The organism is Methylobacterium sp. J-072, assembly GCF_022829425.1.
Taxonomy (GTDB): Bacteria; Pseudomonadota; Alphaproteobacteria; order Rhizobiales; family Beijerinckiaceae; genus Methylobacterium.
Genome location: NZ_JAKSYK010000042.1, coordinates 68512 through 93001 on the forward strand (window position 1 = coordinate 68512; position 24490 = coordinate 93001).

Annotated in this window: 22 protein-coding genes; 11 read left to right on the plus strand and 11 right to left on the minus strand. The window is 65.2% G+C overall.

What is annotated here, in order from left to right; translation table 11 throughout:
- Positions 1 to 60 precede the first annotated feature (60 nt).
- Positions 61 to 1065 carry a type I glyceraldehyde-3-phosphate dehydrogenase gene (gene gap, locus MKK67_RS04260; RefSeq protein WP_243962423.1) on the minus strand — a complete coding sequence of 335 codons (1005 nt, stop codon included), beginning with the start codon at positions 1063 to 1065 and terminating at the stop codon, positions 61 to 63.
- Positions 1066 to 1543: 478 nt separating this feature from the next.
- Between gap and MKK67_RS04265 the strand changes: the two genes are divergently transcribed.
- The 3 genes from MKK67_RS04265 to MKK67_RS04275 all read left to right on the plus strand — a co-directional run bounded on the left by MKK67_RS04265 (position 1544) and on the right by MKK67_RS04275 (position 4567).
- Positions 1544 to 1834, plus strand: coding sequence for a DUF4164 family protein (locus tag MKK67_RS04265; protein WP_243962424.1), 291 nt, complete (start codon positions 1544 to 1546; stop codon positions 1832 to 1834).
- A 38-nt stretch (positions 1835 to 1872) separates the two neighbouring features.
- Positions 1873 to 2268 carry a cell division protein ZapA gene (locus MKK67_RS04270; protein ID WP_243962425.1) on the plus strand — a complete coding sequence of 132 codons (396 nt, stop codon included), beginning with the start codon at positions 1873 to 1875 and terminating at the stop codon, positions 2266 to 2268.
- A 340-nt stretch (positions 2269 to 2608) separates the two neighbouring features.
- Positions 2609 to 4567: a hypothetical protein gene (locus tag MKK67_RS04275; RefSeq protein ID WP_243962426.1), complete on the plus strand. Its 1959-nt coding sequence runs from the start codon at positions 2609 to 2611 to the stop codon at positions 4565 to 4567.
- Positions 4568 to 4794: 227 nt separating this feature from the next.
- On the opposite strand, the gene MKK67_RS04280 is transcribed toward MKK67_RS04275, so the two are convergent.
- The 3 genes from MKK67_RS04280 to madL form a co-directional block, all read right to left on the minus strand.
- Positions 4795 to 5466, minus strand: coding sequence for a GntR family transcriptional regulator (locus tag MKK67_RS04280; RefSeq protein ID WP_243962427.1), 672 nt, complete (start codon positions 5464 to 5466; stop codon positions 4795 to 4797).
- Positions 5467 to 5550: 84 nt separating this feature from the next.
- On the minus strand, positions 5551 to 6315 hold the full coding sequence (madM, locus tag MKK67_RS04285; RefSeq protein WP_243962449.1) for a malonate transporter subunit MadM: 765 nt from the start codon (positions 6313 to 6315) through the stop codon (positions 5551 to 5553).
- A 23-nt stretch (positions 6316 to 6338) separates the two neighbouring features.
- Positions 6339 to 6776 (minus strand): malonate transporter subunit MadL, encoded by a 438-nt coding sequence (madL, locus tag MKK67_RS04290; protein WP_243962428.1) that lies wholly within the window; start codon positions 6774 to 6776, stop codon positions 6339 to 6341.
- A 225-nt stretch (positions 6777 to 7001) separates the two neighbouring features.
- Here madL and mdcA point away from each other — a divergent pair, with 225 nt between their 5' ends.
- From mdcA to MKK67_RS04330, 8 genes are all read left to right on the plus strand, one after another.
- Positions 7002 to 8648 (plus strand): malonate decarboxylase subunit alpha, encoded by a 1647-nt coding sequence (mdcA, locus tag MKK67_RS04295; RefSeq protein WP_243962429.1) that lies wholly within the window; start codon positions 7002 to 7004, stop codon positions 8646 to 8648.
- Positions 8649 to 8847: 199 nt separating this feature from the next.
- Positions 8848 to 9156 carry a malonate decarboxylase acyl carrier protein gene (gene mdcC / locus MKK67_RS04300; protein WP_091859811.1) on the plus strand — a complete coding sequence of 103 codons (309 nt, stop codon included), beginning with the start codon at positions 8848 to 8850 and terminating at the stop codon, positions 9154 to 9156.
- Positions 9157 to 9158: 2 nt separating this feature from the next.
- Positions 9159 to 10088, plus strand: coding sequence for a biotin-independent malonate decarboxylase subunit beta (locus tag MKK67_RS04305; RefSeq protein WP_243962430.1), 930 nt, complete (start codon positions 9159 to 9161; stop codon positions 10086 to 10088).
- Positions 10075 to 10791: a biotin-independent malonate decarboxylase subunit gamma gene (gene mdcE / locus MKK67_RS04310; RefSeq protein ID WP_243962431.1), complete on the plus strand. Its 717-nt coding sequence runs from the start codon at positions 10075 to 10077 to the stop codon at positions 10789 to 10791. Before MKK67_RS04305 ends, mdcE begins: the two co-directional genes overlap by 14 nt.
- A 277-nt stretch (positions 10792 to 11068) precedes the next feature.
- Complete coding sequence (gene mdcG, locus MKK67_RS04315) at positions 11069 to 11764, plus strand: malonate decarboxylase holo-[acyl-carrier-protein] synthase (RefSeq protein WP_243962432.1); 696 nt, start codon at positions 11069 to 11071, stop codon at positions 11762 to 11764.
- Positions 11761 to 12681, plus strand: a complete 921-nt coding sequence (locus MKK67_RS04320) for an acyltransferase domain-containing protein (protein ID WP_243962433.1) — start codon at positions 11761 to 11763, stop codon at positions 12679 to 12681. Before mdcG ends, MKK67_RS04320 begins: the two co-directional genes overlap by 4 nt.
- A 176-nt stretch (positions 12682 to 12857) precedes the next feature.
- Positions 12858 to 13841 carry a GDP-mannose 4,6-dehydratase gene (gmd, locus tag MKK67_RS04325; protein WP_243962434.1) on the plus strand — a complete coding sequence of 328 codons (984 nt, stop codon included), beginning with the start codon at positions 12858 to 12860 and terminating at the stop codon, positions 13839 to 13841.
- Positions 13842 to 13920: 79 nt separating this feature from the next.
- Positions 13921 to 15402 carry an aldehyde dehydrogenase gene (locus tag MKK67_RS04330; RefSeq protein WP_243962435.1) on the plus strand — a complete coding sequence of 494 codons (1482 nt, stop codon included), beginning with the start codon at positions 13921 to 13923 and terminating at the stop codon, positions 15400 to 15402.
- A gap of 105 nt (positions 15403 to 15507) precedes the next feature.
- On the opposite strand, the gene MKK67_RS04335 is transcribed toward MKK67_RS04330, so the two are convergent.
- From MKK67_RS04335 to MKK67_RS04365, 7 genes are all read right to left on the minus strand, one after another.
- Positions 15508 to 15792, minus strand: coding sequence for a CCDC90 family protein (locus tag MKK67_RS04335; protein WP_243962436.1), 285 nt, complete (start codon positions 15790 to 15792; stop codon positions 15508 to 15510).
- Between the two features lie 182 nt (positions 15793 to 15974).
- Complete coding sequence (locus MKK67_RS04340) at positions 15975 to 16853, minus strand: substrate-binding domain-containing protein (RefSeq protein ID WP_243962437.1); 879 nt, start codon at positions 16851 to 16853, stop codon at positions 15975 to 15977.
- Between the two features lie 292 nt (positions 16854 to 17145).
- Positions 17146 to 18855 carry a methyl-accepting chemotaxis protein gene (locus tag MKK67_RS04345; protein ID WP_279601429.1) on the minus strand — a complete coding sequence of 570 codons (1710 nt, stop codon included), beginning with the start codon at positions 18853 to 18855 and terminating at the stop codon, positions 17146 to 17148.
- A 297-nt stretch (positions 18856 to 19152) separates the two neighbouring features.
- Complete coding sequence (locus tag MKK67_RS04350; protein WP_243962439.1) at positions 19153 to 19950, minus strand: MetQ/NlpA family ABC transporter substrate-binding protein; 798 nt, start codon at positions 19948 to 19950, stop codon at positions 19153 to 19155.
- A gap of 89 nt (positions 19951 to 20039) precedes the next feature.
- A complete protein-coding gene (locus MKK67_RS04355) occupies positions 20040 to 21296 on the minus strand; it encodes a hypothetical protein (protein ID WP_243962440.1) in 1257 nt (418 codons plus the stop codon).
- Between the two features lie 136 nt (positions 21297 to 21432).
- Positions 21433 to 21729, minus strand: a complete 297-nt coding sequence (locus MKK67_RS04360) for a hypothetical protein (protein ID WP_243962441.1) — start codon at positions 21727 to 21729, stop codon at positions 21433 to 21435.
- Positions 21730 to 22602: 873 nt separating this feature from the next.
- Positions 22603 to 23733: a glycosyltransferase gene (locus tag MKK67_RS04365; protein ID WP_243962442.1), complete on the minus strand. Its 1131-nt coding sequence runs from the start codon at positions 23731 to 23733 to the stop codon at positions 22603 to 22605.
- Between the last annotated feature and the right edge of the window lie 757 nt (positions 23734 to 24490).

The following is a 24490-nucleotide window of genomic DNA, read 5'->3' on the forward strand; positions in this document are numbered from 1 at the left end:
GAGCCGTTCGGTCGAAGAAACGCCCGCCGACCCTCTCAGGGCCGGCGGGCGGCAGGTTCTTTAGATGAGCTTGGCCATCGCCACAGCCGTGTCGGCCATGCGGTTCGAGAAGCCCCACTCATTGTCGTACCAGGACAGGATACGCACGAAGGTACCGTCCATGACCTTGGTCTGGTCGAGGTGGAAGGTGGACGAGTGCGGGTCGTGGTTGAAGTCGATCGAGACGTTCGGCCGGTCGGTCACGCCGAGCACGCCCTTGAGCGGGCCCGCGGCGGCGGCCTTGATCGCGTCGTTGATCTCCTGGACCGAAGTGGCGCGCTTGGCCGTGAACACCAGGTCCACTGCCGAGACGTTCGGGGTCGGCACGCGGATCGCGGTGCCGTCGAGCTTGCCCTTCAGCTCCGGCAGGACCAAGCCCACGGCCTTGGCGGCGCCGGTGGAAGTCGGGATCATCGAGAGCGCGGCGGCGCGGCCCCGGTAGAGATCCTTGTGCATCTGGTCCAGCGACGGCTGGTCGTTGGTGTAGGAGTGGATCGTGGTCATGAAGCCGCGCTCGATGCCCACGGCCGCGTCCAGCACCTGGGCGACGGGCGCCAGGCAGTTGGTGGTGCAGGAGGCGTTCGAGACGACGAGATGCTCGGCGGTCAGCTTGTCGTGGTTGACGCCGTAGACCACGGTCAGGTCGGCGCCGTCGGCCGGGGCCGAGACCAGGACGCGCTTGGCGCCGGCGTCGAGATGGGCCTTGGCCTTGTCCTTCGAGGTGAAGATGCCGGTGCATTCCAGCGCGATGTCGACGCCGAGATCGCGGTGCGGCAGCTCGGCCGGGTTGCGCACGGCCGTGACCTTGATGCGCCGGCCGTTGACCACCAGGAACTCGCCGTCCACCGCGACCTCGCCGGGGAACCGGCCGTGCACGGAATCGAAGCGGAGCAGGTGGGCGTTGGTCTCCACCGGGCCGAGATCGTTGATCGCCACGACCTCGATGTCGGTCCGGCTGGCTTCTGCGATCGCGCGCAGGACGTTGCGGCCGATGCGTCCGAACCCGTTGATGGCAACCTTCGTCACGGCGTCACTCCTTCCTGATGCGGCTCACCGCGCGCCGGACCCGCAGAACGGTCTCGGCTGGCCCGCCTCCAGGCCGACGGGGCGGATCTGGGCGGGCGGGTTTGAACCTGCGATGAACCGGGCCGGGAGAGGCCGGGCTCCGCTGCCCTCACGCGTCGGGTCCGACGGTGGCGGCTGGGGCCTCTCACGGACCGGCCATCCGGCATGTCTTTTGCGGACCCTTTCGAGAGCGCGCGGCTGTCTAACATGGCGTCTCCACCTGTCAAACGCACGCGCGTGACAAACATGGCGGTATCCCACATCCAATAATTAGGTGCGGGCGTTGGCGATTGCTGAGCCGTAGGCGATTGCGCGCGCACCGACATTTCGGACTGGAATTCCCGGCCCATCCGGCCGAAACTTGCACCCCTGAAGCATCGACGTCGCCCGGACGCCGGCCACCCCGTTTCGGGACGATGCGTGCGGCGAGCGGAGCCCCATGGCCGACGACAGCACAGAGACGACGCGCCCGATCGACGACGCCTTCGCCCGGCTCGACGCCGCGCTGGCCCGCCTGGACGCGGTCGTGGTCCGCCGCCTGGAGGCCGAGGCCGAGCCGGACGACCGGGATGCCGAGCTGGCGCTGATGGACGAGGACCGGGCGCGCCTCGCCGCCGCCCTCGACGCGGCGAGCGCCCATCTCGCCGATGTCGAGGCCACGACCGGCGCGGTCGGCCAGAGGCTCGACCGCGCGATCGAGACGGTGCAGGGCGTGCTCGGCCGCGCCTGACCGCCTCCCTCACGCAAAGCCGTCCCTCGGAGCGATCCTTGCCCCAGATCAACGTGACCATCGACGGAAAGCTCTACCGCATGGCCTGCGGGGCCGGCGAGGAGGCCCATCTCACCGGGCTGGCCGAGAGCTTTGGGACGCGCATCGGCGAGATGCGCCAGAGCTTTGGCGAGATCGGCGACATGCGCCTGCAGGTGATGGCCGCCCTGACCATCGCCGACGAGCTGGCCGAGCTGCGCACCCGCTTCGCCGCCCTGGAAGCCGAGACGACCGCGCTGCGCAAGACCGCGGAGGCCGCCGAGCGCAGCCGCGCGGAGGATGCCGCCCGCGCCGCTGATGGGATCGGGCGGGCGGCTGAGCGGATCGGGAAGCTGGCGGATTCGCTGGGGGGGAGTGGGGTGGGGAAGGGTGGGGTGGCTCGGGAGGTGGTGTGAAAACATTATTGGAGGTCAGTTTTAGACCACCGGAGAAACCCGGAAGGCGGACGCTAACTCTTGCCGCGACGGGAGACAGTTTTGCGCAGCCACGGGACGTTCCGCACTTGCCCACTAGCGAACATTCGCTGAAGCGAGCAGTCGGAGCCGAAAAAGCGTGTATCGGCAGGGTGACGGCGGATGGTAGTCTCAGACGGAGATACGCCCATCCGGCCCGGAAAGTAATATGAACCAATTGGCCCCGCTTGCTACCGGGATGCTCCGGACGAACCTTCGCGGCCAAATCCGGTAGACGCATCTCCCGAAATGGAAGGCGCTCCTGCCGCTTTTCGAAGCGGTCATGAACTCGTTCCAGGCTATTCAAGACGCTCAGAAGGCGCGGCAACATAGAATCGTCATCGCGGTCGATCGTGAGACAGGGCTTTTTACAGAAGCAGAGCCGCCGGTCATCGGATTCGAAATAACCGATACCGGAATCGGATTCACCGACGATAATTTCAACTCTTTTAATACAGCCTATTCCGATCATAAATTCGATCGCGGAGGGAAGGGCCTTGGGCGTTTCATGTGGCTGAAAGCGTTCGACGAAGTCCACATTCGGAGCGTCTTCAGATCGCAGGGGGCGGAGGAAAAACAACAGCTTTGGAAGAGAGTTTTCCGCTTTGGCTTTGACTACGACCCCAATGGCGCTGCGGCCGAGCGAATAAATCAGGGAATCGAGGCCACGTCTGTTCGACTATCCGGGTTCCGCGCACCTTACAAATCCGAATGCCCGCGCGGTGTGGATCAGTTAGCGCTAAGGTTAGCAGAACATTTCATTCTAGTTCTGATGCAACCAGATTGCCCAGAGCTAGAAATCCATGATCAAGGGAAGCGTGTCTCGGTCAACGCCGTCTTCCATGACCATTTTCATAATAATGCTACTAGTGCGACATTTGAAATCTCTGAACGGCAATTTCAGGTTAACGGGTTCCGATTGACGTCTCCCCGGGCGTCAAAGCACCGTCTAATTTACGCTGCAAATCACCGCGGCGTGCTGACAGAAATGCTAGAGCAATACATTCCAAATTTGTCTGGGCGACTAATTGATCAAGACGGAAAATCTTTCGTCTATTTAGCAGTAGTTCAAGGTGATTATTTAAACGAAAAAGTAAATAACTTTCGAACCGATTTCGAGCTAAAAGACGATACGGACGAAGCACAAGCAGAACTTATAGTCGATGACGATCTACGTCGATCTGACATACGAAGCAAATGCGTAGATTGTGTTGAGAGCGATCTTCTCGGCTTCATCGATGATCTCAACAAGTCGAAGACTGATCGTATCATTTCTTACGTTCGTAGCGAGGCGCCGCAATATAAGCCAATGTTGCGCTACCTTCGTAGCTTCGTCCGTGCAATTTCCCCGAATGCTTCAAAGACTGAAATCGAATTGGCGCTACATCGAGAGCTTCATCAGCGCGAGGTAACTCTCAAGCGCGAAGGGTCCCGAATGTTGACGGAGGCGGCAAAGCAAGAAAATTACGAACATTACAGAAGTCGATTAGCGGAGTTTATGGAGCGTTCAAACGAGCTTGGCCTTTCAGCTCTTGCCCAATACGTGGCTCATCGCAAGATCATCATCGAACTTTTCGAAAAATCCCTTTCATCCGACAAGAAGACAGATCGTTATCCCCTCGAGGAGGCAGTGCACAATATCCTGTTATCGATGCGGTCGACGGATGAAGAAACACTATATTCACAACAAAATCTCTGGATTATAGATGAGCGTTTAAATTATCACTCATACATTGCATCCGATAAACCGTTAAATTCTCATGCGCAATTCGAATCTAGTTCGAAAAAGCGGCCTGACCTGTTCATCTTTGACCGAAAAATAGCTTTTGCCGAAGGCGATGGCGATGGCTCGCCGATCAGCAGCATTACTGTTGTAGAGTTCAAGCGCCCGCAGCGCGACGACTATGGCGATATGGACAATCCACTGAAGCAAGTGATCGATCAAATTCAAACGATTAGGAGCGGTAAATTCAAGACGGAACGTGGTCGGCCGATCCCTGTCGCCAACGAAAAAATACCCGCTTTTGCGTATATCGTCTGCGACATTACACCAAGTTTACGTGAGGCGCTTGTTGATCGTGACGCAAAACGGACGCCCGACGGCCTGTCATTTTATGGCTATCACTCAAATCATGGTATTTATTTCGAGGTAATTGACTACGGAAAGCTATTGACTGACGCCAAACGACGCAACAGGGTCTTCTTCGAAAGGCTCAACCTTATGGACGCTGATCACAAGTGAAGAACATTCACGCTGCGTCATCGCACGGTCGACCAGCATTGCGATGAGCAGAAGGCTATGAACTTAAAAAATTCCTTATTCAGTAAGACTCAATTCTTTCGAATTTCAATCCAAGCCGATTTATTTTACACACTGGAGATTTATATTATCTCTGGTGCTTGCCGATGCTTATAGCAGTTTTCATAACTCGGCAGGAAAGAGAAAGTTAGATACCAACCCCCGTCCCCTCAACCAACCGTATCCGCAATAAACCGCCCCAGCGCAGCCGCGGCCCGCAGCATATGCGCCCGCATCCGCCGGGCAGCCAGCTCGCCGTCGCCCTCGGCGATGGCCGACAGAATCTCGCCGTGCTCGTCCCAAGACCGGCGGATCCGGTCGGCGTGGCGGAGCTGGGTCCGGCGGAAGGCGGCCAGGCGCTCGCGGATCGCCAGGGCCTGCTCGGCCATGAAGCCGTTATGGGTCGCCGCGTAGAGCGACTCGTGGAAGGCGCGGTTGAGCCGGTCGTAGGCGTCCACGTCCCCGGCCTCGACGGCGGCGGCGGAATCCGCGTGGAGGTCCATCAGCCGGCCGCGCTCCAGCGGCGTCATCCGGTAGGTCGCGAGCCGGGCGCAGAGCGCCTCGATCTCCGCGGTGGTCTCGAACATGTCGGCGATGCGCTCGGGCGTCAGCCGGGCCACCACCACGCCCCGGCGGGGCCGTATCTCGACCAGCCCCGAGGCCGCGAGCTGGCGCAGGGCCTCCCGCACCGGGGTGCGCGAGGCGCCGTAGCGCTGGGCGAGGTTCTGCTCGTCCAGGGCCGTCCCGGCCGGGAGTTCGCCCGAGGTGATCGCGTCGGTCAGCGCGTTGCGGATCCGGTCCGAGAGCAGACCACTGTCGATCGTCTGGATGTCGCCGTGCATCAACTGGTCCCGCGCCCCGTCAGATCGGGCGCGCTCGCTGACGCCGAACCGGTATCCACTTCGGCGGCGAGCGCTTCGGAACGCTCAACCGACCAGCGCCCGCACCGTCAAGTAGAAGATCGAGGGACCGACCAGACAGCCGATTCCGGTGTGGAAGGTGGCGGTGAGCGCCCCGTAGGGCACGAGCTTCGGGTCGGTGGCCGCGAGCCCGCCGGCGACGCCGCTCACCGTGCCCATCAGCCCGCCATAGGCCATGGCCGAGCGCGGGTTGTCGAGGCCGATCAGCTTGGCGACCAGCGGCGTGCCGACCATCACCATCACGGCCTTGGTCACCCCGGTGGCGATGGACAGCGCCATGACGGTGGAATCCGCCCCGATCGCCGCCCCGGTCACCGGGCCGACGATGTAGGTGATCGCGCCCGCCCCGATGGTCGTGATCGAGACCGCGTCGTGATAGCCGAACGCGACCGCCGTGAGCGTGCCGACCAGGAACGGGATGATCGTGCCGAGCGCCAGCGCCAGCACGCCGATCAGCCCGGCGCGGCGGGCCTCGGTCACGTCGACCTCGAAGGCGGTGGCGACGATGGCGAAGTCGCGCAGCATCGCCCCGCCCATCAGGCCGATCCCGGCCAGCGCCGGGATGTCGGCGATGCCCTTCTTGCCGCCGGTGTAGAGCCCGCCGACATAGGCGAGCACCAGCCCCAGCACGATCGCGATGGCCGAGCCGTGAACGCGGCCCTTCGTGAAGCGTTTGGCTGCCAGGTTGGAGACCAGGATCAGCGCGCCGACCAAAGCGAAGGCCGCCACCAGGCTCTGCTCGACGAAGACGTGCTCGATGCCGTGCCAGATGTAAGGTCCGAGTTCCATGGCGCTCACCCCTGCTTCCCGGCGGGCACCGGATCGGCCTCACCGCCGATCACCGATCCGCCATGCTCGACCTCCGGGCTGCCCGGGTCGCGCCGGCCGATCCGGCTCAGCAGCGCCACGGCGCCGAAGCACAGGACCAGGGAGCCGGTGGCCGCGATGATCACGATCGGGCCGCCGCTCACCGCCGCGACCACGTTCTGCTGGGCCGCCATGGCGACCACGATCGGGATGTACATCCCCGCCCAGAACTCGACGCCGAACTGGATGCCCTTGGTCAGGCCGCCCCGGCGGGAGAGCCAGAGCCGGGCGAGGATCAGCAGGATCATGGCGATGCCGACGCCGCCGACATTGGCCTTCACCCCCAGCGCGACGCCGAGGAGATCGCCGAGATACACGCCGAGCAGCGTGCACGTGGCCAGGAGGGCGACGCCCAGGACGATCATCGGCCCCGCCCTCCGGCAGGACCAGTCTCGGCGCAAGGCGACGCCAGTCTCGACGCGCTCGGCATGGGGTGTTTCCTTCCCGAATCAGTTCTGTGTTGATTGTCGATCAGTATGCAGGATATTGACACTTCAGCAATCCCGTATACGAAACCGTGATAAGACCGGCTTTGAAAATGCAAGGCGGCGGGCATATCCTGCCTCTCACATACCGAGGGAGACAGCCGGATGACAGAGTGGCGCGGCGAGAGGCAGGCCCGCGATGCGCGCATCCAGGCGGGGCGCGCCCATGCCGACGGCAAGGTCGTCCCGGCCGGGTCCGTCATCGACCTGCTGGAGGCGGTGCTCCGCCCCGGTGACCGGGTCTGCCTGGAGGGCGACAACCAGAAACAGGCGGATTGCCTGGCGCGGGGGCTCGCCGCCTGCGACCCGGGCAAGGTCCACGACCTGCACATGGTCCAGTCGGGCATCGTGCTGCCGGAGCATCTCGACGTGTTCGAGACCGGCATCGCCAAGCGGCTCGACTATTCCTATTCCGGCCCGCAGGGCGCCCGCATCGCCAAGATGCTGTACGGCGGTCAGATCCAGCTCGGCGCGGTGCACACCTATCTCGAGCTGTTCGCCCGCTACTTCGTGGACCTCACGCCCCACGTGGCGCTGATCGCCGGCGTCTCGGCCGACCGCGACGGCAACCTCTATACCGGCCCCAACACCGAGGACACGCCCACCGTCGTGGAGGCCACCGCCTTCAAGAACGGCGTGGTGATCGCCCAGGTGAACCAGATCGTCGACAAGGTGCCCAGGGTCGACATCCCGGGCGACCGGATCGACTTCGTGGTCGAGGCCGACACGCCGTTCTACGTCGAGCCGTTGTTCACCCGTGACCCGGCGGCGATGACCGAGACCCAGATCCTGATCGCCATGATGGCGATCAAGGGCATCTATGCCGAGTACGGCATCCGCCGCCTCAACCACGGGATCGGCTTCGGCACCGCGGCGATCGAGCTGCTGCTGCCGACCTACGGCGAGAAGCTCGGGCTCAAGGGCCAGATCTGCACCCATTGGGCGCTCAACCCGCACCCGACCCTGATCCCGGCGATCGAATCTGGCTGGGTCAAACAGGTCCACTGCTTCGGCTCGGAAGTCGGCATGGACCGCTACATCCGCGCGCGGCCGGACATCTTCTTCACCGGGGCCGACGGCTCCCTGCGCTCGAACCGGGCCTTCTGCCAGACGGCCGGCCTCTACGCCTGCGACATGTTCATCGGCGCGACCCTCCAGATCGATCTGATGGGCCATTCCTCGACGATCACGCAGTCGCGGGTGGCGGGCTTCGGCGGCGCGCCCAACATGGGTTCCGACCCGCATGGCCGCCGCCACCCGTCCGATGCCTGGATGAAGGCCGGCCGCGAAGGCCAGGTCGTCGGCGATCCCGCGCTGATGCGCGGCCGCAAGCTGGTGGTGCAACTGGTCGAGACCTTCGGGGAAAAGCTGGTGCCGACCTTCGTAGAGAAGCTCGATGCCCTGGAGCTGGCGAAAAAAATCGGGCTCGAGCTGGCGCCGGTGATGATCTACGCCGACGACGTCACCCACATCGTCACCGAGGAGGGCATCGCCAACCTCCTGCTCTGCCGCGACGCCGACGAGCGCGAGCAGGCAATCCGCGGGGTCGCCGGCTACACCGATGTCGGCCGCGGCCGGGACCGCGCCAAGGTCGAGGAGCTGCGCGCCCGCGGCGTGATCCGCCGGCCGGAGGATCTCGGCATCGAGCCCCTCGACGCCGACCGGGCCTTGCTCGCGGCCAAGTCGATCAAGGATCTGGTGCACTGGTCGGGCGGCCTCTACGAGCCGCCCGCGAAGTTCCGGAACTGGTGAGACGGCCGCGATGGGCCGGCCACTCCCATCCACACCCTCATCCTAAGGTGCCGCGCGATCGCAGATCGCACGGCCTCGAAGGAGGCCTCCAGAGGCCGCTCAGATCACGGGAGGGCTCCTTCGAGGCCTCCGCCACGCTCCGGCACCTCAGGATGAGGTGTTCTGTTTGGATGACGGGACGTCCTGCGAGGAACCGACCATGGAATCCCTGACCTTCCGCCACACCACCAAAAAGCCGCTGCCCGGCTCGGTGCCGAACGCCATCACCGGCGTGGTGGCCTCGGGCAACCTGGAGATCCTGCTGGAGCGGGTGCTGCCCCCCGATGCCTGCGAGGTCGCCATCGAGACGCCGATCGCCGGCTACGGCCCCGTCTGGGAGGCGGTGGTGGCGGATTTCGTCGCCCGGGCCCAGCCCGGCGGCCTGCGCATCAGCATCAACGACGGCGGCGCCCGTCCCGACACCGTGTCCCTGCGCCTGCTTCAGGGCGCCCGGCTGATGGAGGCCTGACCATGGCTGGCGCGCACGCCGCGAGCACCGACCCCGACGCCCTGAGCTGGTACGAGGCCACCGCCCGCCAGCGCGTGGTGGCGCTCGCCGATCCCGGCAGCTTCCATGAGTTTCTGCCCCCGACCGAGCGGCGCATGAGCCCGCACCTGCCGCTGTTCGACCTGCCGCGCGCCTTCGATGACGGCATCGTGGTCGGCCGCGCCGCACTCGACGGCGAGACGGTGCTGGTGGCCGCCCAGGAGGGCCGGTTCATGGGCGGGGCCTTCGGGGAGATCCATGGGGCGAAGCTCGTCGGGCTTCTGCGCGCCGCGCTCACCCTGAAACCGGCGGCCGTGCTGATCCTGTTCGATACCGGCGGCGTCCGGCTCCAGGAGGCCAATGCCGGCGAGACCGCCATCGCCGAGACCATGCGGGCGATCGTCGATGTCCGCGCTGCCGGCATCCCGGTGATCGGGCTGATCGGCGGCCGGGCCGGCTGCTACGGTGGCGGCGGGCTCATTGCGGGCACCTGCTCGCGGCTCGCGGTCTCGGAGGGCGGCCGGATCTCGGTCTCGGGCCCCGAGGTAATCGAGACCAACAAGGGCGCGGAAGAGTTCGATTCCCGCGACCGGGCGCTGGTCTGGCGGACCATGGGCGGCAAGCACCGCCGGCTGATCGGCGGCGCCGACGCCTTCTGCGCCGACAGCGTCTCGGCCTTCCGGCAGGCCGCGCTGGACCTGATCGGCCGGGCTCCGGCCTTCGACCTCGCGACTCTAGAGGCCGAGCAGGACCGGCTCGAATCGCGGATCGCGCGCTTCGGCGATTGCCGGGACGCCACCGATGTCTGGGCGCGGCTCGGCGTCAACGATCCCGAATCCGTGCCCGCCATGGACACGCGCGCCTTCGACGAGACCGTAGCCCGGGTGAGGGAGGCCGACCATGACGCTCGCTGAGATCCTGGCCGGGCTGTTTCCGCAGGGCCATTCCGTCACATTGCGCGACGGCCTCGTGACCGGCGGCGGCCCGTTCGCGGGCGGAAAGCTCCACGTCGTCGGGGTCGATGGCGACACGCCGCTCGGGGTCGACGGGGCGCTCGTCCTGTCGCGCGCCGTGCTCGACGCGGTCCGGTCGGGCGACAAGGCGCCGATCCTGGTGGTGGTCGATTCCGACAGCCAGCGCATGAGCCGGCGCGACGAGCTCCTGGGGCTCAACGAGTGCCTGGCCCATCTCGCCAAGGCGCTGCTGCTCGCCGACCGCTCCGGCCACCCGACCATCGGCCTGATCTACGGCCACTCGGCCGCCGGCGCCTTCATCGCCACCGCGCTGGCGACCCGGATCCTGGCGGCGCTGCCCGGCGCCAACCCGAGCGTGATGGACCTGCCCTCGGTGGCGAAGGTGACGAAGCTGCCGCTGGACAAGCTCCAGGAGATGGCGAAATCGACGCCGGTCTTCGCCCCCGGGCTCGACAACATGGTGGCGGCCGGGGCTGTCCACGTCGTGCTCGATCCGGCCAAGCCGCTCGACGGCCAGATCCACGACCTGATCGCCAACCTCCAACCGGGCGACGACCGGGATCGCCTCGGCGAAGAGCGCGGCGGGCGGCCGGTGGCGCGGGGAATCAGCGTGGCGGTGATCGCGCAGGCCGAGCGCGGATAGGGCCCGAACCGCATACCGTCATTGCGAGCGCAGCGAAGCAACCCAGTGAGGCGCGACGTCCGGGGATTGCGCGCTGCCCTAGGTTGCTTCGCTGCGCTCGCAATGACGGAGGGATCATTGGGACGCTCAGCCGGACCAATCACCCTGTCATTCCAGGGCCGCGCAGCGGAGCCCCGGAATGACTTGGCAGCAGCTCCGCGGTCCGTAACGTGTCAGGATCCGGCTGAAGATCGTGTTTCCCGACACGATCACCCAACGCCTCAAAGAACGGTCGCGGATGGGACAGGCCCCTCAACCAAACATTGAAACTCGCACGCCCGGCACCGTCACCCGGCAGGACCTCGTCCACGTCGATCCCGGCGCCTGGGCGTCCTGGCTCCGCAGCCGCGAGGATCTCGCGGGCGTGCCACATCTCGCCGGCTGGGCCGAGGCCTGCCGTCCGCTGATCGTCCGCCGCCGGGTCCCGGGGGAGGGCGCCGAAACCGTGCCGCTCGGCCTGCCGCTGCCGCCCGCCGACGGCAAGCGCCGGATCGGCTTGGCCCTGCCGGCCGAACACCTGACCCGCCTCAACGGCCCGAGCTTGGCCGAGGCCGCCGCCCATGCCCCCGCCGCCTGGCAGGCGACGATCGCCGCCGCTTTGGCCCTCGGCGACAGCTACGGCTCAAATCCCCGTCCGTTCGGTGGCCTGCTGTGGCAGGCGATGACCGGCCTCGTCTACCTGACAGCCACATCCGACCTCGACCTGCTCTGGCCCTGCCGGGAACCGGTGCCCACCGGCCTGCTCGACCGGCTCGCTTCCATCGCTGAAAAGGCTCCAATGCGCCTCGACGGCGAGATCCTGCTGCCGGACGGGACCGGCCTGCACTGGCGCGAGCTGCGCGACGCCCCCGAAGGCGGGACGGTGCTGGCGAAAGGCCTGGACGGCCTGGGGATGCGTCCGGTCGCCCCCCTGCGAACCTGGGAACCCGCATGAGCGTCGCGATCCTGCTCTCCGGCCAGGGCGGCCAGCATCCCGGGATGTTCGACCTCACCGCCGACCATCCGGCCGCGCAGGCGGTCTTTGCCGCAGCGACGCCGCTCCTCGGCGGCACCGACCCGCGCGCCCTCGCCCGGAGCGGCGGCGACGCGCTCCACGCCAACCGGGCCGGGCAGATCCTGTGCTGCACCGGCGCACTCGCCGCCTGGCGGGCGCTCGGCTTCACCGGCCGCGCGATCGTGGCCGGCTACAGCATCGGTGACCTCGCCGCCTGGGGCGTCGCCGGCCGGATCGCCGATCCCGACATCCTGGCCCTGGCTGCCCGGCGGGCCGAGGCCATGGATGCCGCCTCGGGGGAGGGGTTCGGGCTCGCCGGGATCCGGGGGCTCACCCTCGACGCGCTCGACGCCCTGGCCGGCCGGCATGATTGCCACCTCGCCATCCGCAACGCCCCCGATAGCGGCGTGGTCGGGGGGAGGCGGGATGCGCTCGACGCCCTGTGCCAGGACGCCGCCAGGGCCGGGGCGCAGCGGGCCGTCCTGCTGCCGGTCCATACGCCCTCGCATACGCCGCTGCTGGCGGAGGCGACCGACGCCTTCCGGACCGCGCTCGCCGCTGTCACCCTGTGCCGCCCGCCTGCCGGCGCTCCGCGCCTCGTCAGCGGGCTCGACGGGACGACGATCTTCCGCCCCGAGGACGGCCACGACAAGCTGGCGGGCCAGATCTCGCACACCCTCGATTGGGCCGCCTGCCTGGAGGCCTGCCGGGAATACGGCGCCGACCGGGTCCTGGAGCTCGGCCCCGGCCATGCCCTGGCGACCATGGCCCGGACGGCGCTGCCCGACGCTCGGGTCCACGCGCTGGAAGAATTCCGGTCGATCACCGGCGTCACCGACTGGCTGGCCCAACCGTAGGGCGTAGCCCGGTCGCCCGCGAAGACTTGGCCTGGCATCCCAGAATTCTTCGCAGAGACCGGCAACCGCACGTCCGGTCCGACGCGATCGCGAAGACTATTCGCAGAGCCGCCTCACCTTGACGCGCAGGCCGCCGCGGTCGTAGCAGCCGGGCAGGAACGGGACGGGACGGATTCATGACGGGCAAGCGCGCGCTGATCACGGGGGTGACGGGCCAGGACGGCGCGTACCTGGCGCAGCTGCTGCTGCAGAAGGGCTACACGGTCACCGGCATCGTGCGCCGCTCCAGCCATGCCGGCGTCTTCGACCACAGGTTGAAGTGGCTCGGCATCCTCGGCGATGTCGAACTCGTCGACGGCAACTTGTTGGATCAGTCGGCGCTCCTGCGCATCGTCCAGACCGCCAAGCCCGATGAGATCTACAACCTCGCCGCGCAGTCCTTCGTGACCTCCTCCTGGCAGCAGCCGCTGCTCACCGGCCAGGTGACGGGCCTGGGCGCCGTGCACATGCTCGAATGCCTGCGCTCGGTCGCCCCGCAGGCCCGGTACTACCAGGCCTCGACCTCGGAGATGTTCGGGCTGATCCAGGAGGCGCAGCAGAGCGAGACGACGCCGTTCTACCCGCGCTCGCCCTACGGCGTGGCCAAGCTCTACGCGCACTGGATGACCATCAACTACCGGGAGAGCTTCGGGCTGCACGCCTCGAACGGCATCCTGTTCAACCACGAGAGCCCGCTGCGGGGCGTCGAGTTCGTCACCCGCAAGGTCACGGACGCGGTGGCGCGGATCAAGCTCGGCCAGCAGAAGGAGCTGCGGCTGGGCAACATCGACGCCAAGCGCGACTGGGGCCATGCCCGGGACTACGTCGAGGCGATGTGGCTGATGCTGCAGCAGGACAAGCCCGACGATTACGTCATCGCCACCGGCCGCACCACGACGGTGCGGGACATGTGCGTGATCGCGTTCAAGCATGTCGGGCTGAACATCGACGACCACCTCGTCATCGACCCGGCGTTCTTCCGCCCGGCGGAGGTCGAGGTGCTGCTGGGCAACCCGGCCAAGGCGAAGGCGACCTTCGGCTGGGAGGCGCAGACCAGCCTGGAGTCGCTGATCACCGAGATGGTCGACGCCGACATCAAGCGCCTCAGCGCCAACGCCTGAGCGGGTCTGCGCCGGCCGGCCTCGTCGCCGGCCGGGTTCCGGCCCATATCGCGCGCGTTATTCGCGAGAGAGGCGCGCCGTGAAAACCTATCAGCTCTACATCGACGGCCAGGACGTCGATCCGGTCGAGGGCTCGTGGTTCGAGTCCGTCGACCCCTACCGCGGCGAGGCCTGGGCCCGGATCCCGCGCGCCTCCAAGGTCGATGTCGACAAAGCGGTGGCAGCCGCCAAGCGCGCCATGTGGGACGGCCCCTGGGCGACCATGACCGCCTCGGCGCGCGGCAAGGTGCTCCGCCGGATCGGCGACCTCGTGGAGCGCGAGGCCAAGGCCCTCGCCGAAGTGGAGGTCCGCGACAACGGTAAGCTGTTCGCCGAGATGTACGGCCAGACCCGCTACCAGCCGGAATGGTGGTGGTACTATGCCGGCCTCGCCAACAAGGTCGAGGGCGCCCAGGTTCCGATCGACAAGCCCGAGACCTTCGCGTTCACCCGGCACGAGCCGGTGGGCGTGGTCGGGGCGCTCACCGCCTGGAACTCGCCGCTGCTGTTCGTGGCCTGGAAATGCGCGCCCGCGCTCGCCGCCGGCTGCGCCGTGGTGGTCAAGCCATCGGAATTCGCCTCCGCCAGCACCCTAGAATTCGCCCGCCTGACCAAGGAGGCCGGGCTCCCCGACGGGATGTTCAACGTCGTCACCGGCTATGGCGGCGAGGCGGGCAGCGCCATCGTCGAGCACCCGGACGTGGCCAAGATTACCTTCACGGGCTCGGATGTCACCGGCGCGAAGGTCTACGAGGCGGCCGCGCGCCAGATCAAGCGGGTGTCGCTCGAACTCGGCGGCAAGTCGCCCAACATCGTGTTCGCCGATGCCGACCTGAAGGCCGCCGCCGCGGGCGCGATCTCGGGCATCTTCGCGGCCACCGGACAGACCTGCATCGCCGGGTCCCGCCTGCTGGTGCAGAACAGCATCCGCGAGGCCTTCGTCGAGCGACTGATCGAGCTGGCGCGCACCGCCAGGCTCGGCGACCCGATGCAGGCGGACACCAATATCGGGCCGATCACCACGCCGCCGCAATACGCCAAGGTGCTGGACTACATCGCGCTCGCCAAGAGCGAGGGCGCGCATTGTGTGCTCGGCGGCAATCCCGCCTCCGGACCCGGCGTGATCGGTGGCCAGTTCGTCGAGCCGACGATTTTTACCGGCGTCACCAACGACATGCGGATCGCTCAGGAGGAGGTGTTCGGCCCGGTCCTGTCGATCATCGGGTTCGAGGACGAGGCGGAGGCGCTGCGGCTCGGCAACGACGTGATCTACGGCCTCGCCGCCGGCGTCTGGACCCAGGATATCGGCCGGGCTCTGCGCATGTCGAAGGGCCTGCGCGCCGGCACGGTCTGGGTGAACACCTACCGGGCGGTGAGTTACATGATGCCGTTCGGCGGCATGAAGCGCTCCGGCATCGGCCGGGAGAGCGGCATCGAGTCGATCCGCGAATATCTGGAGACCAAGAGCGTCTGGATCTCCACCAGCCGCGACGCGCCCGAGAACCCGTTCGTGATGCGGTAGAGCGCGGAGCCGCCTGTCCCGTCACCGCCGCGGCGCAGGAGCGATTGCTCCCCTGCCGGGGCGGTGACTATGCCGGCGCAAGCAAGCCTTTTGCTGGCGCTGGCGTCAGTGCGGAACACGCGCCATTGCGACGATCGCGCCCACGATGATCAACGCCTGGAAGCCGATCGCCGACAGCACCGATTTGATGATGTCGGCCTTCGTGGCCTCGATCTTGGCTTCAAGGCGGAGCTCGGTCTCGCGGATGTCTGTCTTCGCGGCGAGTGCTGTGAGGTCGGCGTCACGGCTGTCTCGGATAACGCCGGTGATCGCCTCCGCCTGATCTTCGGGCAGGCCGGAGGCTCGTAGCTTGCGGACGATGGCAAGCGTGTCGAGGGCGACGACAGTCATGCCGATGACTCCACGCCAAGCTCATTTGCAGCACCTATCGGCAAGCTGCTCCCCCACCCGGACAACATCCCCAATCCGTCCTGCGCTCCGGAACAGCGACTCCGACATCTTACGCCGTAAGATCCGATCATGTGATCGGCGAGACGGCAAGCGCAGCACGATAAAATTGAACGCCGCAGTGCCTATTTCGAGAAATGCGTGGTCGACATCCGGTCGGTCACGAGTTCGAACGGCACCCAATCGTATTGCTGCACCGTCTCATGGCGGATCAGCTTGAGGGCGTCGTCGATCGCCCGGCGCGCCTGCAAGCCGGCATCCTGATAGACCGTGACGGCCATGCGCTTGCGCTGCATCGCCTTCAGACCTTCTGGCGTCGCATCGACCCCGCCGATCAGGATCCGATCCGACGGGAGCCTCGCTGCCTCGACCGCGTCGGCCGCCCCGATCGCCATCTCGTCGTTGTTGGCGACGATCGCGTCGAGCGCGATTCCCTTCGCCAGCCATCCTGCGACGAGCACCGCTGCCTTCTTGCGATCCCAGTCCGCGGCGCCTTCCGCGACCACGCTAAGCCCAGGGAACGACGCGGCCACCTCCTTGACACCCCGCGTGCGCAGGGCGGTCGCCGAGTGGCTCGGATGCCCCGCGATGATCGCGATCCGGCCTTTGCCGTCCAGCATCTGCGCGAGCTTCCGCATCTGGAGCCGTCCGGCCACGAGATCGTTCGGCAGGACAAACGCGATGCGCCCGGCAAACCAGTCCTCGCGCGGGCCGTTGTTGGCGTAGACGAGCGGGATGTCGGTTTCTTGGGCAAGGCGCGTGATCGCCGCGTTGGCTCGCGGATCGACCGGGAGGATCAGCAAGGCGTCGACCTTCGCGGCGATGAACTGCCGGACCTGTTCGATCTGCGTCTCGCCGGCGCCCTCCGGTGCGTAGGTGAATTGCACGGAGACGCCGGGAACGGACTTCGCATAGTTTTCGATGCCGTCGCGCAGCAGCTGCGTGAAGCCGTTCGGCTGGACCATCGCGACGCCGATCGTCGTCGCCAGGGCTGGCGTCGCCAAGCCGGCGAGCACGACGGCGCAGGCGGTAAACCGCCCGATCGCGGCGGCGATGGAGGCTCAGAAGCAGCCGATGCATGACCGGCGTGCCGGCGTGCCGGCCTCAGGCTTCCGGACGACGGCCCAGCCGCGGAGCGTTCGGATCATGGCACTTGCACCTGCCTGAAGCGCTCGCCGCCGGGTGGATGCCGGTTCGGCGCCAGCGAGCGTGGAAAATCAAAGGTTTGGCGCTGAACCGGAAGACGATGGCCCCGGGCCGCGGCCCGACCGGCCCCGACCCGGCGGAAAGACCGCATCAGGCCGCCCGGATGCTGTTCAGGAATCGCTGGACCTCGTCACCCAGGCGCGCGGCATCCTGGGACAGCGCGCTGGCCGAGGTCAGCATCCGATCCGCCGCGGCGCCGGTATGCTCCGCCGTGCCGGCGACCGTGGTGATGTTCGCCGTCACCGCGCCGGTGCCTGTGGCGGCCTGCGCGATGTTGGCCAGGATGTCCTGAGTTGCGGCGCCCTGTTCCTCGACGGCCGCGGCGATCGAGGCGGCAGCCCCGCTCATGTCTTTGACCCGCGTGGCGATCCCCTCGATCGCCGCGACGGCGTCGGACGTGGACGCCTTGATGACCGAGACATGGCCGGCAATATCGTCGGTGGCGCGCTTCGCCTCGCCGGCCAATTGCTTGACCTCGGCGGCGACCACCGCGAAGCCGCGGCCGGCATCGCCCGCCCGCGCCGCCTCGATGGCGGCGTTGAGGGCGAGCAGGTTGGTCTGCGCCGCGATCTTGGAGATCAGCCGGACCACGTCGCCGATCCGGTCCGCCGCACCGCTGAGCACCTGCACGAACGCGATGGTCTGGGCCGCCTCCGCAGCCGCGCCGTTGGCGATCGTGGCGGAAAGTTCGGCCTGGCGCCCGACCTCCTGAACCGACGCGCCGAGCTCGTCGGCGGCGGACGCGATCATCCGCACGTTGGATTCGGCCTGCTCGGAAGCCGCTGCGACTGTCGTCGATTGGCTGGCCGTCTGCCCGGCGGCCTCGCTCATCTGATGCGCCGTTCCCTGGAGCTGCGTTACCGCCGAGGCGACCGTGCCGACGATGCCGCCGACCGTCTCCTCGAAGCGCTCAGCCATGTCCCGCAGCACGACCTTGCGCTGCTGCTCTGCCTCCAGGCGAACCCGGGCGGCCTCTTCTTCCAAGAATTTGGCGTGCAGCATGTTCTCCTTGAACACCTGCACGGCGCCCGCGATGGCGCCGATCTCGTCGGCCCGGTCGCCCCCGGGGATCGCGACGGCGAGATCGTTCTCGGCGAGGCGCGCCATCACCCGGGTGATCGTCGCGATTGGCGCGGCCACCCGGCGGACGATGAACCAGCTGATCGCCAAGGTCAGCAAAGCCGCGATCACCAAGGCTGCCAACACCGCCAGCCGCGATGTCGCCCCGACCGAATCGGCTGCCGCCGTCTGCTCGAAGGCGCGCGCCTGCCGGTGGACCAGGACGGAATCCACGGCTTGCGTGAAGGCCACGGCGTCGGTCTGGAACGGCTCGGCGAACACCGTATCGGCCAGCTCGCGCTCGCCGGCCCGGTCCAGCGCGGTCGCCTCAGCCTCCACGGCCAAAAAGTGCTGCCAGGCCTCGCGCAACCGATGCGCCAGTTGCTCCTCGTCGGTCCCCGCGATGGTCGGCGCATAGGCGCTCCAAGCCGCGGAGAACGCCTCCTGGGCCCTGACGGCATCCGTCAGATAGCGGCGGCGCTCGTCCTCCGAATGGGCATTGTGGGCCAGGACATCCAGGGCCCGAAGCTCCTGGCTCAATTCCTTCATGCGCCAGAGGATCGTGACCGCCTTGATCTCTCCGGAGATCGACCGGCTCACGTCATTGATCATACCGATGCGGAATACAGAAAACATTCCTATGGCCGCCGATATGACGAACAGTGCGACCGACGAACCGATGATGATGGAACGTAAATTTATAGACGACGCTTTTTTTGGCTGTAATGAACTGGCGTCCATATGAAAACCCAAAGATATTTGTATTTATTTTCTAGCATATCCTCATTAATTAGTCAATAATTTATCCTGGCGCATTCGATGCGAGGACTGATTTTTCATCAATCCTTATCGGTAGATATGCTTACGTGCTTCGAGAAATATCTGCGTTTGCTATGAACGCATTCATCGCGCGAAAGCAGCACACGCCATCCGCGGACCGGCGCGGACCAGTCTTTGGTGACGCAAGCCGGATCGATGCAGCCCCTGTTCCGAATGGATGGAGGCGAAGCCGGGATCGCCCCGCTGCCGATGATCCGATCAGACGGCCCGGACGGGGATCACCGAACCGCGATACCGATCGCGAATGAAACCGGCGACCTCCGCGGACGTCAGCAGGCCGGCGAGGCGCAGGATCCGCTCATCCTTCGCCAAGGCCTGCGTGGTCACCAGGACATTCGCGTAGGGATTGCCTTCGGCGCGCTCGAGAGCGAGCGCATCCCGAGCCGGGACCAGGCCGAATTCGAGTGCGTAGTTGCCGTTGATGACCGCCAGGGCGACATCGTCGAGGGAGCGGGGCAACTGCGCCGACAGAACTTCGATGAAGCGGAGGCCCTTCGGATTCTCGGCGATGTCCTGCACGGTGGCAAAGCTGCCGTCACCGCCCGGGCGCAGCCGGATCAGCCCGCTCTCCTGAAGAAGCTTCAGGCCGCGGGTGAAATTCGTGACGTTGTTCGGCAGGGCGACGCTCGCCCCCTGCGGCACCTCGGCCAAAGTCTTGACCCGACGGGAATAGATTCCGAGCGGCTCGATATGCACGGCCGCCACCACCGCGAATGTGACTCCGAGTTGCGCCTCTTCCGAGTGCAGGAACGGGACGTGCTGAAAAAAGTTCGCGTCGGCATCGCCGTCGCGCAGCAGCGCGTTCGGGCGGATCTCGCCGTTCGTTTCGATGAGCTTCAGGGCGAAATCAGGGGCCAGCCTGCGCGTGACGAATTCCAGGATCTCCGCATGCGGCACCGAGGAGGCCACCACCCGCAGGGCACTCGCCGCCCTCGCGCCGCCGGCCGCCAGGGCCAGCGCTCCGGCCAGGACGGTGCGGCGTGTCGTCGATGCCATCGGTGTCTCGCGTGCAGGATTGCGGGGAAGGGGTAGGACTGCTCCGTCGCCAGGCGGCAGCCGCTGCTGCTAAGTGACGTTGGATCCCATTAGGGAAGCGCGGCGCTGGCGATCGTGGCCGGCGGATCACCCAGTAGGATCGTCCGCAGGGCCAGCGCCGCTTCGTGCGGCGCGCGCACAAGGGCGTGGCGGACAGCCTTCAGCGGCCCCGCGCAGACCGGCGGAACAGGGCGGTGTTCCGGCCATGCCGTGCGGTTCGGCTTCGCGTCGACACCCGCGGCGCTCCCGTGTTCGGGCGAACGCCGCACGAGGAGCGGCGCAAGTCCAGGGCTACCCGGCTGCGCATGCCTGAGCACCTCGTCGAGCGTGACGAGGTCGCCCTCTGCGATTGCGGCGCAGGCTTCGGCCGCCGTGATGGTCGTGAGAACGACGCGTCCCAAGGCACGAATCGTTGCGTCGTCGGCCGCCCGGAACTGCCGGCGCAATTCGGCCGCGGCCCGCTGGTGCAGACCCGCGATGGCCTCCGCCTCCGTGCGGCCGGCCAGATACCCGTCTCGATACCACGCGGCGGCCTCGTCGACCGCAGCCGGATCCGCCGCAGCCAGGATCGGGAGATTACGCAGAACTTCGGCTCGGGCAGCCTGCGGGCTCGGATCGGCATCGAGGGTCGAATCGGGAAAGCGGTCGCTCCCGACCATCTCGGTCACGACTCCCGCCTCGCGCAGCCGCTCCGGCTCGGGGATCCAGATATCCTCGGGCGCCACCGTCATGGTCCGCGCCACAAAATCCTGCTTCAGGCCGGCTGCGAGATAAGCCGCGCGCTCGGCGCCGGGATCGACCGCCTCGATCCGGCCGCCCGGTCCCAACTCGTAGGGGGCGTGGAAGCCGAGTTGCGCGCCAGTGGCTAGATAACGCGCCCGTCCGCGCACGAAGACGAGGGTGCAGGCCGAGGCGCAGGCATCCGGCACATAGGTGGCGAGACCCCGCTCGGCGACCAGCACTCCAATGGCCTCCGCCTCCTCGACCAAACCGCCATCGCTGGTCAGATGGAGGCGCTCCACCCCCGGGTTGGCCGCCAGCAGGGCCGCCACGCGGGTTGCTACGCCCTCGGTGAGGTCGCCGGCCAGCCGGATATCCCGACCACCCGGACCGAGGGCCACCCGCGCCGCCACCTCGGACGGTGCTCCGCCTGCGCCATCGGATTGCGAGGCGAAAGTCGGCACGGGCACGGAGGCTGTCACTTCCGCCAGGGGCGAGATCGCGGCGAAGCCGGTGACCCCGATCACAAGGGCGCGCAGAACCGCCTTCGCTGGGCGATCCCACCCGGGCATTTCCATCGTCGGCATGGAGAGAGATTCCAGCCCATGCTGCTGCGTGCGGGACACGCCGCGGGCAAAGATGCTCCGCGGCGTCCACCGAGGCGGCAGCCGAGTTCTTGAGATGCAAGTTTTGGGATGATTGGGTTCGGCGAAAGCGGAAGGCTTATTGCAGATAGGCGACGAACATCTCGGCCACGGCCCGCGCCGCGTAATCCGCCGGGCTCTCGCCCCGCCAGACCGGGAAGACGTCGATAATCTTCCGCCCGTCGAGGATCTGCTCGACCTCGTCGGCCATCAGCCCTTCGTCGAGGGCATTCGCCAGGGCCGCACGCCCATGCGCGTGATAACGCGGCAGATCGCCGGCTGGGGCCGCATCAAGCGCGGGCTCGAAGAACAAGATCCCTTGAGGGGCGGCCCGATTATGAGGCGTGGTGGACTTCAGAGTGGTGTGCGTGCGCATCGTCGGTCGTCTCCGGTGTGGGGGTGCGTGTCGGTGTCGGTTCATCGAACCGACAACACCGCGCCCAAGACGACGCCGCGATGGCTTTAAGTGCGTAGACGATCACTCGACCCTCCATCCGACAGATGTGTCGATCTGCATCGGGGACGAAGGCAGATTAGTATCGCGCGCCGGAAATGTGCTCCCAAATAAAGGGCCCGCCGCAGGGCAGATCCGTCGCTTGATCGGCGTGCGGGAGCAGGGACAGGTCTCGGACGGGAGATAGGCGCTTCGGTCGTCGCGCGATGTGCGCGGCACACGGAACGACACGGAAGGATGACGGGAGCGCTCAGGCACTGCGTCTGCCGTCCTGCAGGGCAGTCGGAGCGATTAGACGGCAGGCGAAGCCAAAGACGATGCTCGTAAAGCTGCGGTCAACATCGGCAAGCGCGGGGCGTTTTTCTTAAAAGCTGGTTGATCGATGTGCAGATCCTGCTCACCCATGCCGTGATGCCGCTATGCGACCACGGCGGTTCGCAATCGTCGACAGCAGCATGATCTGATCGCGTCCACCTAAGTCAATCGATGGACCAATAAAGATCATCAACCGCACAGCAATTTTATATATATTGCCTACAGCCGGAATCGGAAGTGATGTCAGAGTTTGTTATAAAAACTTGCACCCGAGCGCGAGGGCTTCGATATGAGGTGGAAGGCCGATGTCACGGAAAGGTGGTGGATCTAACTTCGACTCGCACCCCTCCGAGACGTAGACAGGCAAATCCGCCGCATTCGGTGCCTCAAGCATTCACGTTCCAGCGATGCTCGAAACGCGATTATCTCCGGCTCAGAACCACTCGATTTGACCCAGACACGACCTACACACCGATAAATTCAGGAAAATTGCCAATCCGGACTGTATACTGCGACATAGGCTGAGTGATTTGCGCCCCAAGCCGGATCAACCATCTTCGTGAGCGCCTTTCGAGCCAGCCCAACACGGTGCGGCCGATCCTTCGCTGGAAAATTTGGACAGCCGAGAACAGCGAGACACGCGGAAACGCAGGCTCTGTACTGGCCCGTACTGATAGCATGCACGGCAAATGTATCCTGTATGCCGTACGCATACATCCATGGTTCCAGAAAAAGCCCATCCGCCGGAAGCGTCAAAGAGATGCCGGCTTCAGCATAATAATACCCTTCAACATAACGACTTTTCTTTTGGCAGTACTGACTGACGTGGAACCGAGCCTCAACACGCCTTGGATTGACTGTAATGGCCTTTTCAAAAGTCGCTAAGATTTTTTCAAATGGTTCGTCGATTTCTTCCATAAGCAACGCCGCGCTCATAAAACTTATATAGATTTCTTCCGTCCAAAACCCCAACTCCGCACGTTTCAGATAATTATAGATTGCCTTCTGGTACTCCTGACAATCACGATAGCTCTGAGCAAGATAAAACGTATAGCGCGAAACCAGAAATGGATCCTTCTCTGTCGTGATGGCTTTTTCGAGAACTTCTGCATCTCGTGCAAAAGTTTTTTTATCAAGACGACGCGCACCGTCATGACCTCGATGCATCGTGATCGGCAACGTGCTGGTCCAAACCAAGTCTTTACATTCCGCGAACTCGTGTAAGACACCCCTGTAATACCAAAGTAGAGCGTTTTTGAACAATTGCGTACGCTGATACCGCATCGTGTTATCATGGATTTGGAGATTATACCCGGGCGCATCGAGATTTGGCATCACGAAGTCAGCCGGGATGACCAACTCGTCGTCCGCATCGATGACGAGGGTGTAATCACCGTGCGGTCGAGCGAGATCCAGGGCTTCCGTGCGGTTATGGGCGAAATCGACCCAGGGCCGCTCCACAAGGGTGCCCGGCAGATCGGCCATGGCGGCACGAATGATGTCCTGCGTTCCGTCGGTGGAGCCGGTGTCGACGATGATCCAATGATCAATAATCGGACGCACAGAATCGAGGCAGCGTCGAATAACCGGCGCCTCGTTCTTGACGATCATCGACAGGCATATTTTTTGACCGGAAGGAGTCATCTGTGAAAGACTTCTCGACGCAACGATGTGCAAAACAAGGTGTTCGTGCCTCCGACTTGTACCGTGGCATTGCGACTTTCGCAAAGGTCATAGTCATAATTTTTTTCATGACTCTTCAGGTTCTGCAACTAAGCAAATGTTATTTTATCTAAAACTTTCGGAATTTTATGCATGTAATACTAAATTAATTAAATCGTTTGCCCGGAGAGTACAATAATACTATGCTTCAGAGGCCTGGAATGACGCATCGACAAAAAATTTGTTTCGATAACAGTTCATAGCCGATATGGGCCCAGGCAATAGGGTTAGGAAGCTAGCGGGCGTGCGGAACTGCATCGCTCAGCATTACGCAAATCGGCCGCGCGGGGTTTACACGTCTGGGGCCGGGTGGCTGTTCGTTCAGGCCGACCGAGAAGCGAAGCTTCGGACGGTTACAAGGCAGACGATCCCGCCCTGTTCTACGGCTCCAAGATAATGACAAACCGAGGCCCGGCCGACTCCGCTTCGAACCAGATCGTCCGAATGAATCGACCGTCGTTTCCCGCCAGAGCGCTCGCCGCCGAAGTAGATACCGGTTCGGCGGAAGCGAGCGCGTCATATCAAGGACTTAGAGCCGTTCCCGAGTAACTGGGGCAGATATCCGGGCGGTGGGGTTTTGCGGTTTGGCCGTGGCGTGATTCAACACCCGGCATGGCGCTGCCGGATCCCGATGGCCTGGATGCCC

What these genes read in the sequence shown, in the direction of transcription:
- madL (WP_243962428.1), bottom strand. Translation starts at nt 6,776, where the DNA reads ATGATCGTCCTGGGCGTCGCCCTCCTGGCCACGTGCACGCTGCTCGGC.
- MKK67_RS04305 (WP_243962430.1), top strand. Translation starts at nt 9,159, where the DNA reads ATGGCTGGCGCGCACGCCGCGAGCACCGACCCCGACGCCCTGAGCTGG.
- mdcG (WP_243962432.1), top strand. Translation starts at nt 11,069, where the DNA reads ATGGGACAGGCCCCTCAACCAAACATTGAAACTCGCACGCCCGGCACC.
- MKK67_RS04320 (WP_243962433.1), top strand. Translation starts at nt 11,761, where the DNA reads ATGAGCGTCGCGATCCTGCTCTCCGGCCAGGGCGGCCAGCATCCCGGG.
- MKK67_RS04350 (WP_243962439.1), bottom strand. Translation starts at nt 19,950, where the DNA reads ATGGCATCGACGACACGCCGCACCGTCCTGGCCGGAGCGCTGGCCCTG.
- MKK67_RS04265 (WP_243962424.1), top strand. Translation starts at nt 1,544, where the DNA reads ATGGCCGACGACAGCACAGAGACGACGCGCCCGATCGACGACGCCTTC.
- mdcC (WP_091859811.1), top strand. Translation starts at nt 8,848, where the DNA reads ATGGAATCCCTGACCTTCCGCCACACCACCAAAAAGCCGCTGCCCGGC.
- MKK67_RS04360 (WP_243962441.1), bottom strand. Translation starts at nt 21,729, where the DNA reads ATGCGCACGCACACCACTCTGAAGTCCACCACGCCTCATAATCGGGCC.
- MKK67_RS04275 (WP_243962426.1), top strand. Translation starts at nt 2,609, where the DNA reads ATGAACTCGTTCCAGGCTATTCAAGACGCTCAGAAGGCGCGGCAACAT.
- mdcA (WP_243962429.1), top strand. Translation starts at nt 7,002, where the DNA reads ATGACAGAGTGGCGCGGCGAGAGGCAGGCCCGCGATGCGCGCATCCAG.
- MKK67_RS04345 (WP_279601429.1), bottom strand. Translation starts at nt 18,855, where the DNA reads ATGGACGCCAGTTCATTACAGCCAAAAAAAGCGTCGTCTATAAATTTA.
- gmd (WP_243962434.1), top strand. Translation starts at nt 12,858, where the DNA reads ATGACGGGCAAGCGCGCGCTGATCACGGGGGTGACGGGCCAGGACGGC.
- MKK67_RS04280 (WP_243962427.1), bottom strand. Translation starts at nt 5,466, where the DNA reads ATGCACGGCGACATCCAGACGATCGACAGTGGTCTGCTCTCGGACCGG.
- mdcE (WP_243962431.1), top strand. Translation starts at nt 10,075, where the DNA reads ATGACGCTCGCTGAGATCCTGGCCGGGCTGTTTCCGCAGGGCCATTCC.
- MKK67_RS04335 (WP_243962436.1), bottom strand. Translation starts at nt 15,792, where the DNA reads ATGACTGTCGTCGCCCTCGACACGCTTGCCATCGTCCGCAAGCTACGA.
- MKK67_RS04355 (WP_243962440.1), bottom strand. Translation starts at nt 21,296, where the DNA reads ATGCCGACGATGGAAATGCCCGGGTGGGATCGCCCAGCGAAGGCGGTT.
- MKK67_RS04365 (WP_243962442.1), bottom strand. Translation starts at nt 23,733, where the DNA reads ATGATCGTCAAGAACGAGGCGCCGGTTATTCGACGCTGCCTCGATTCT.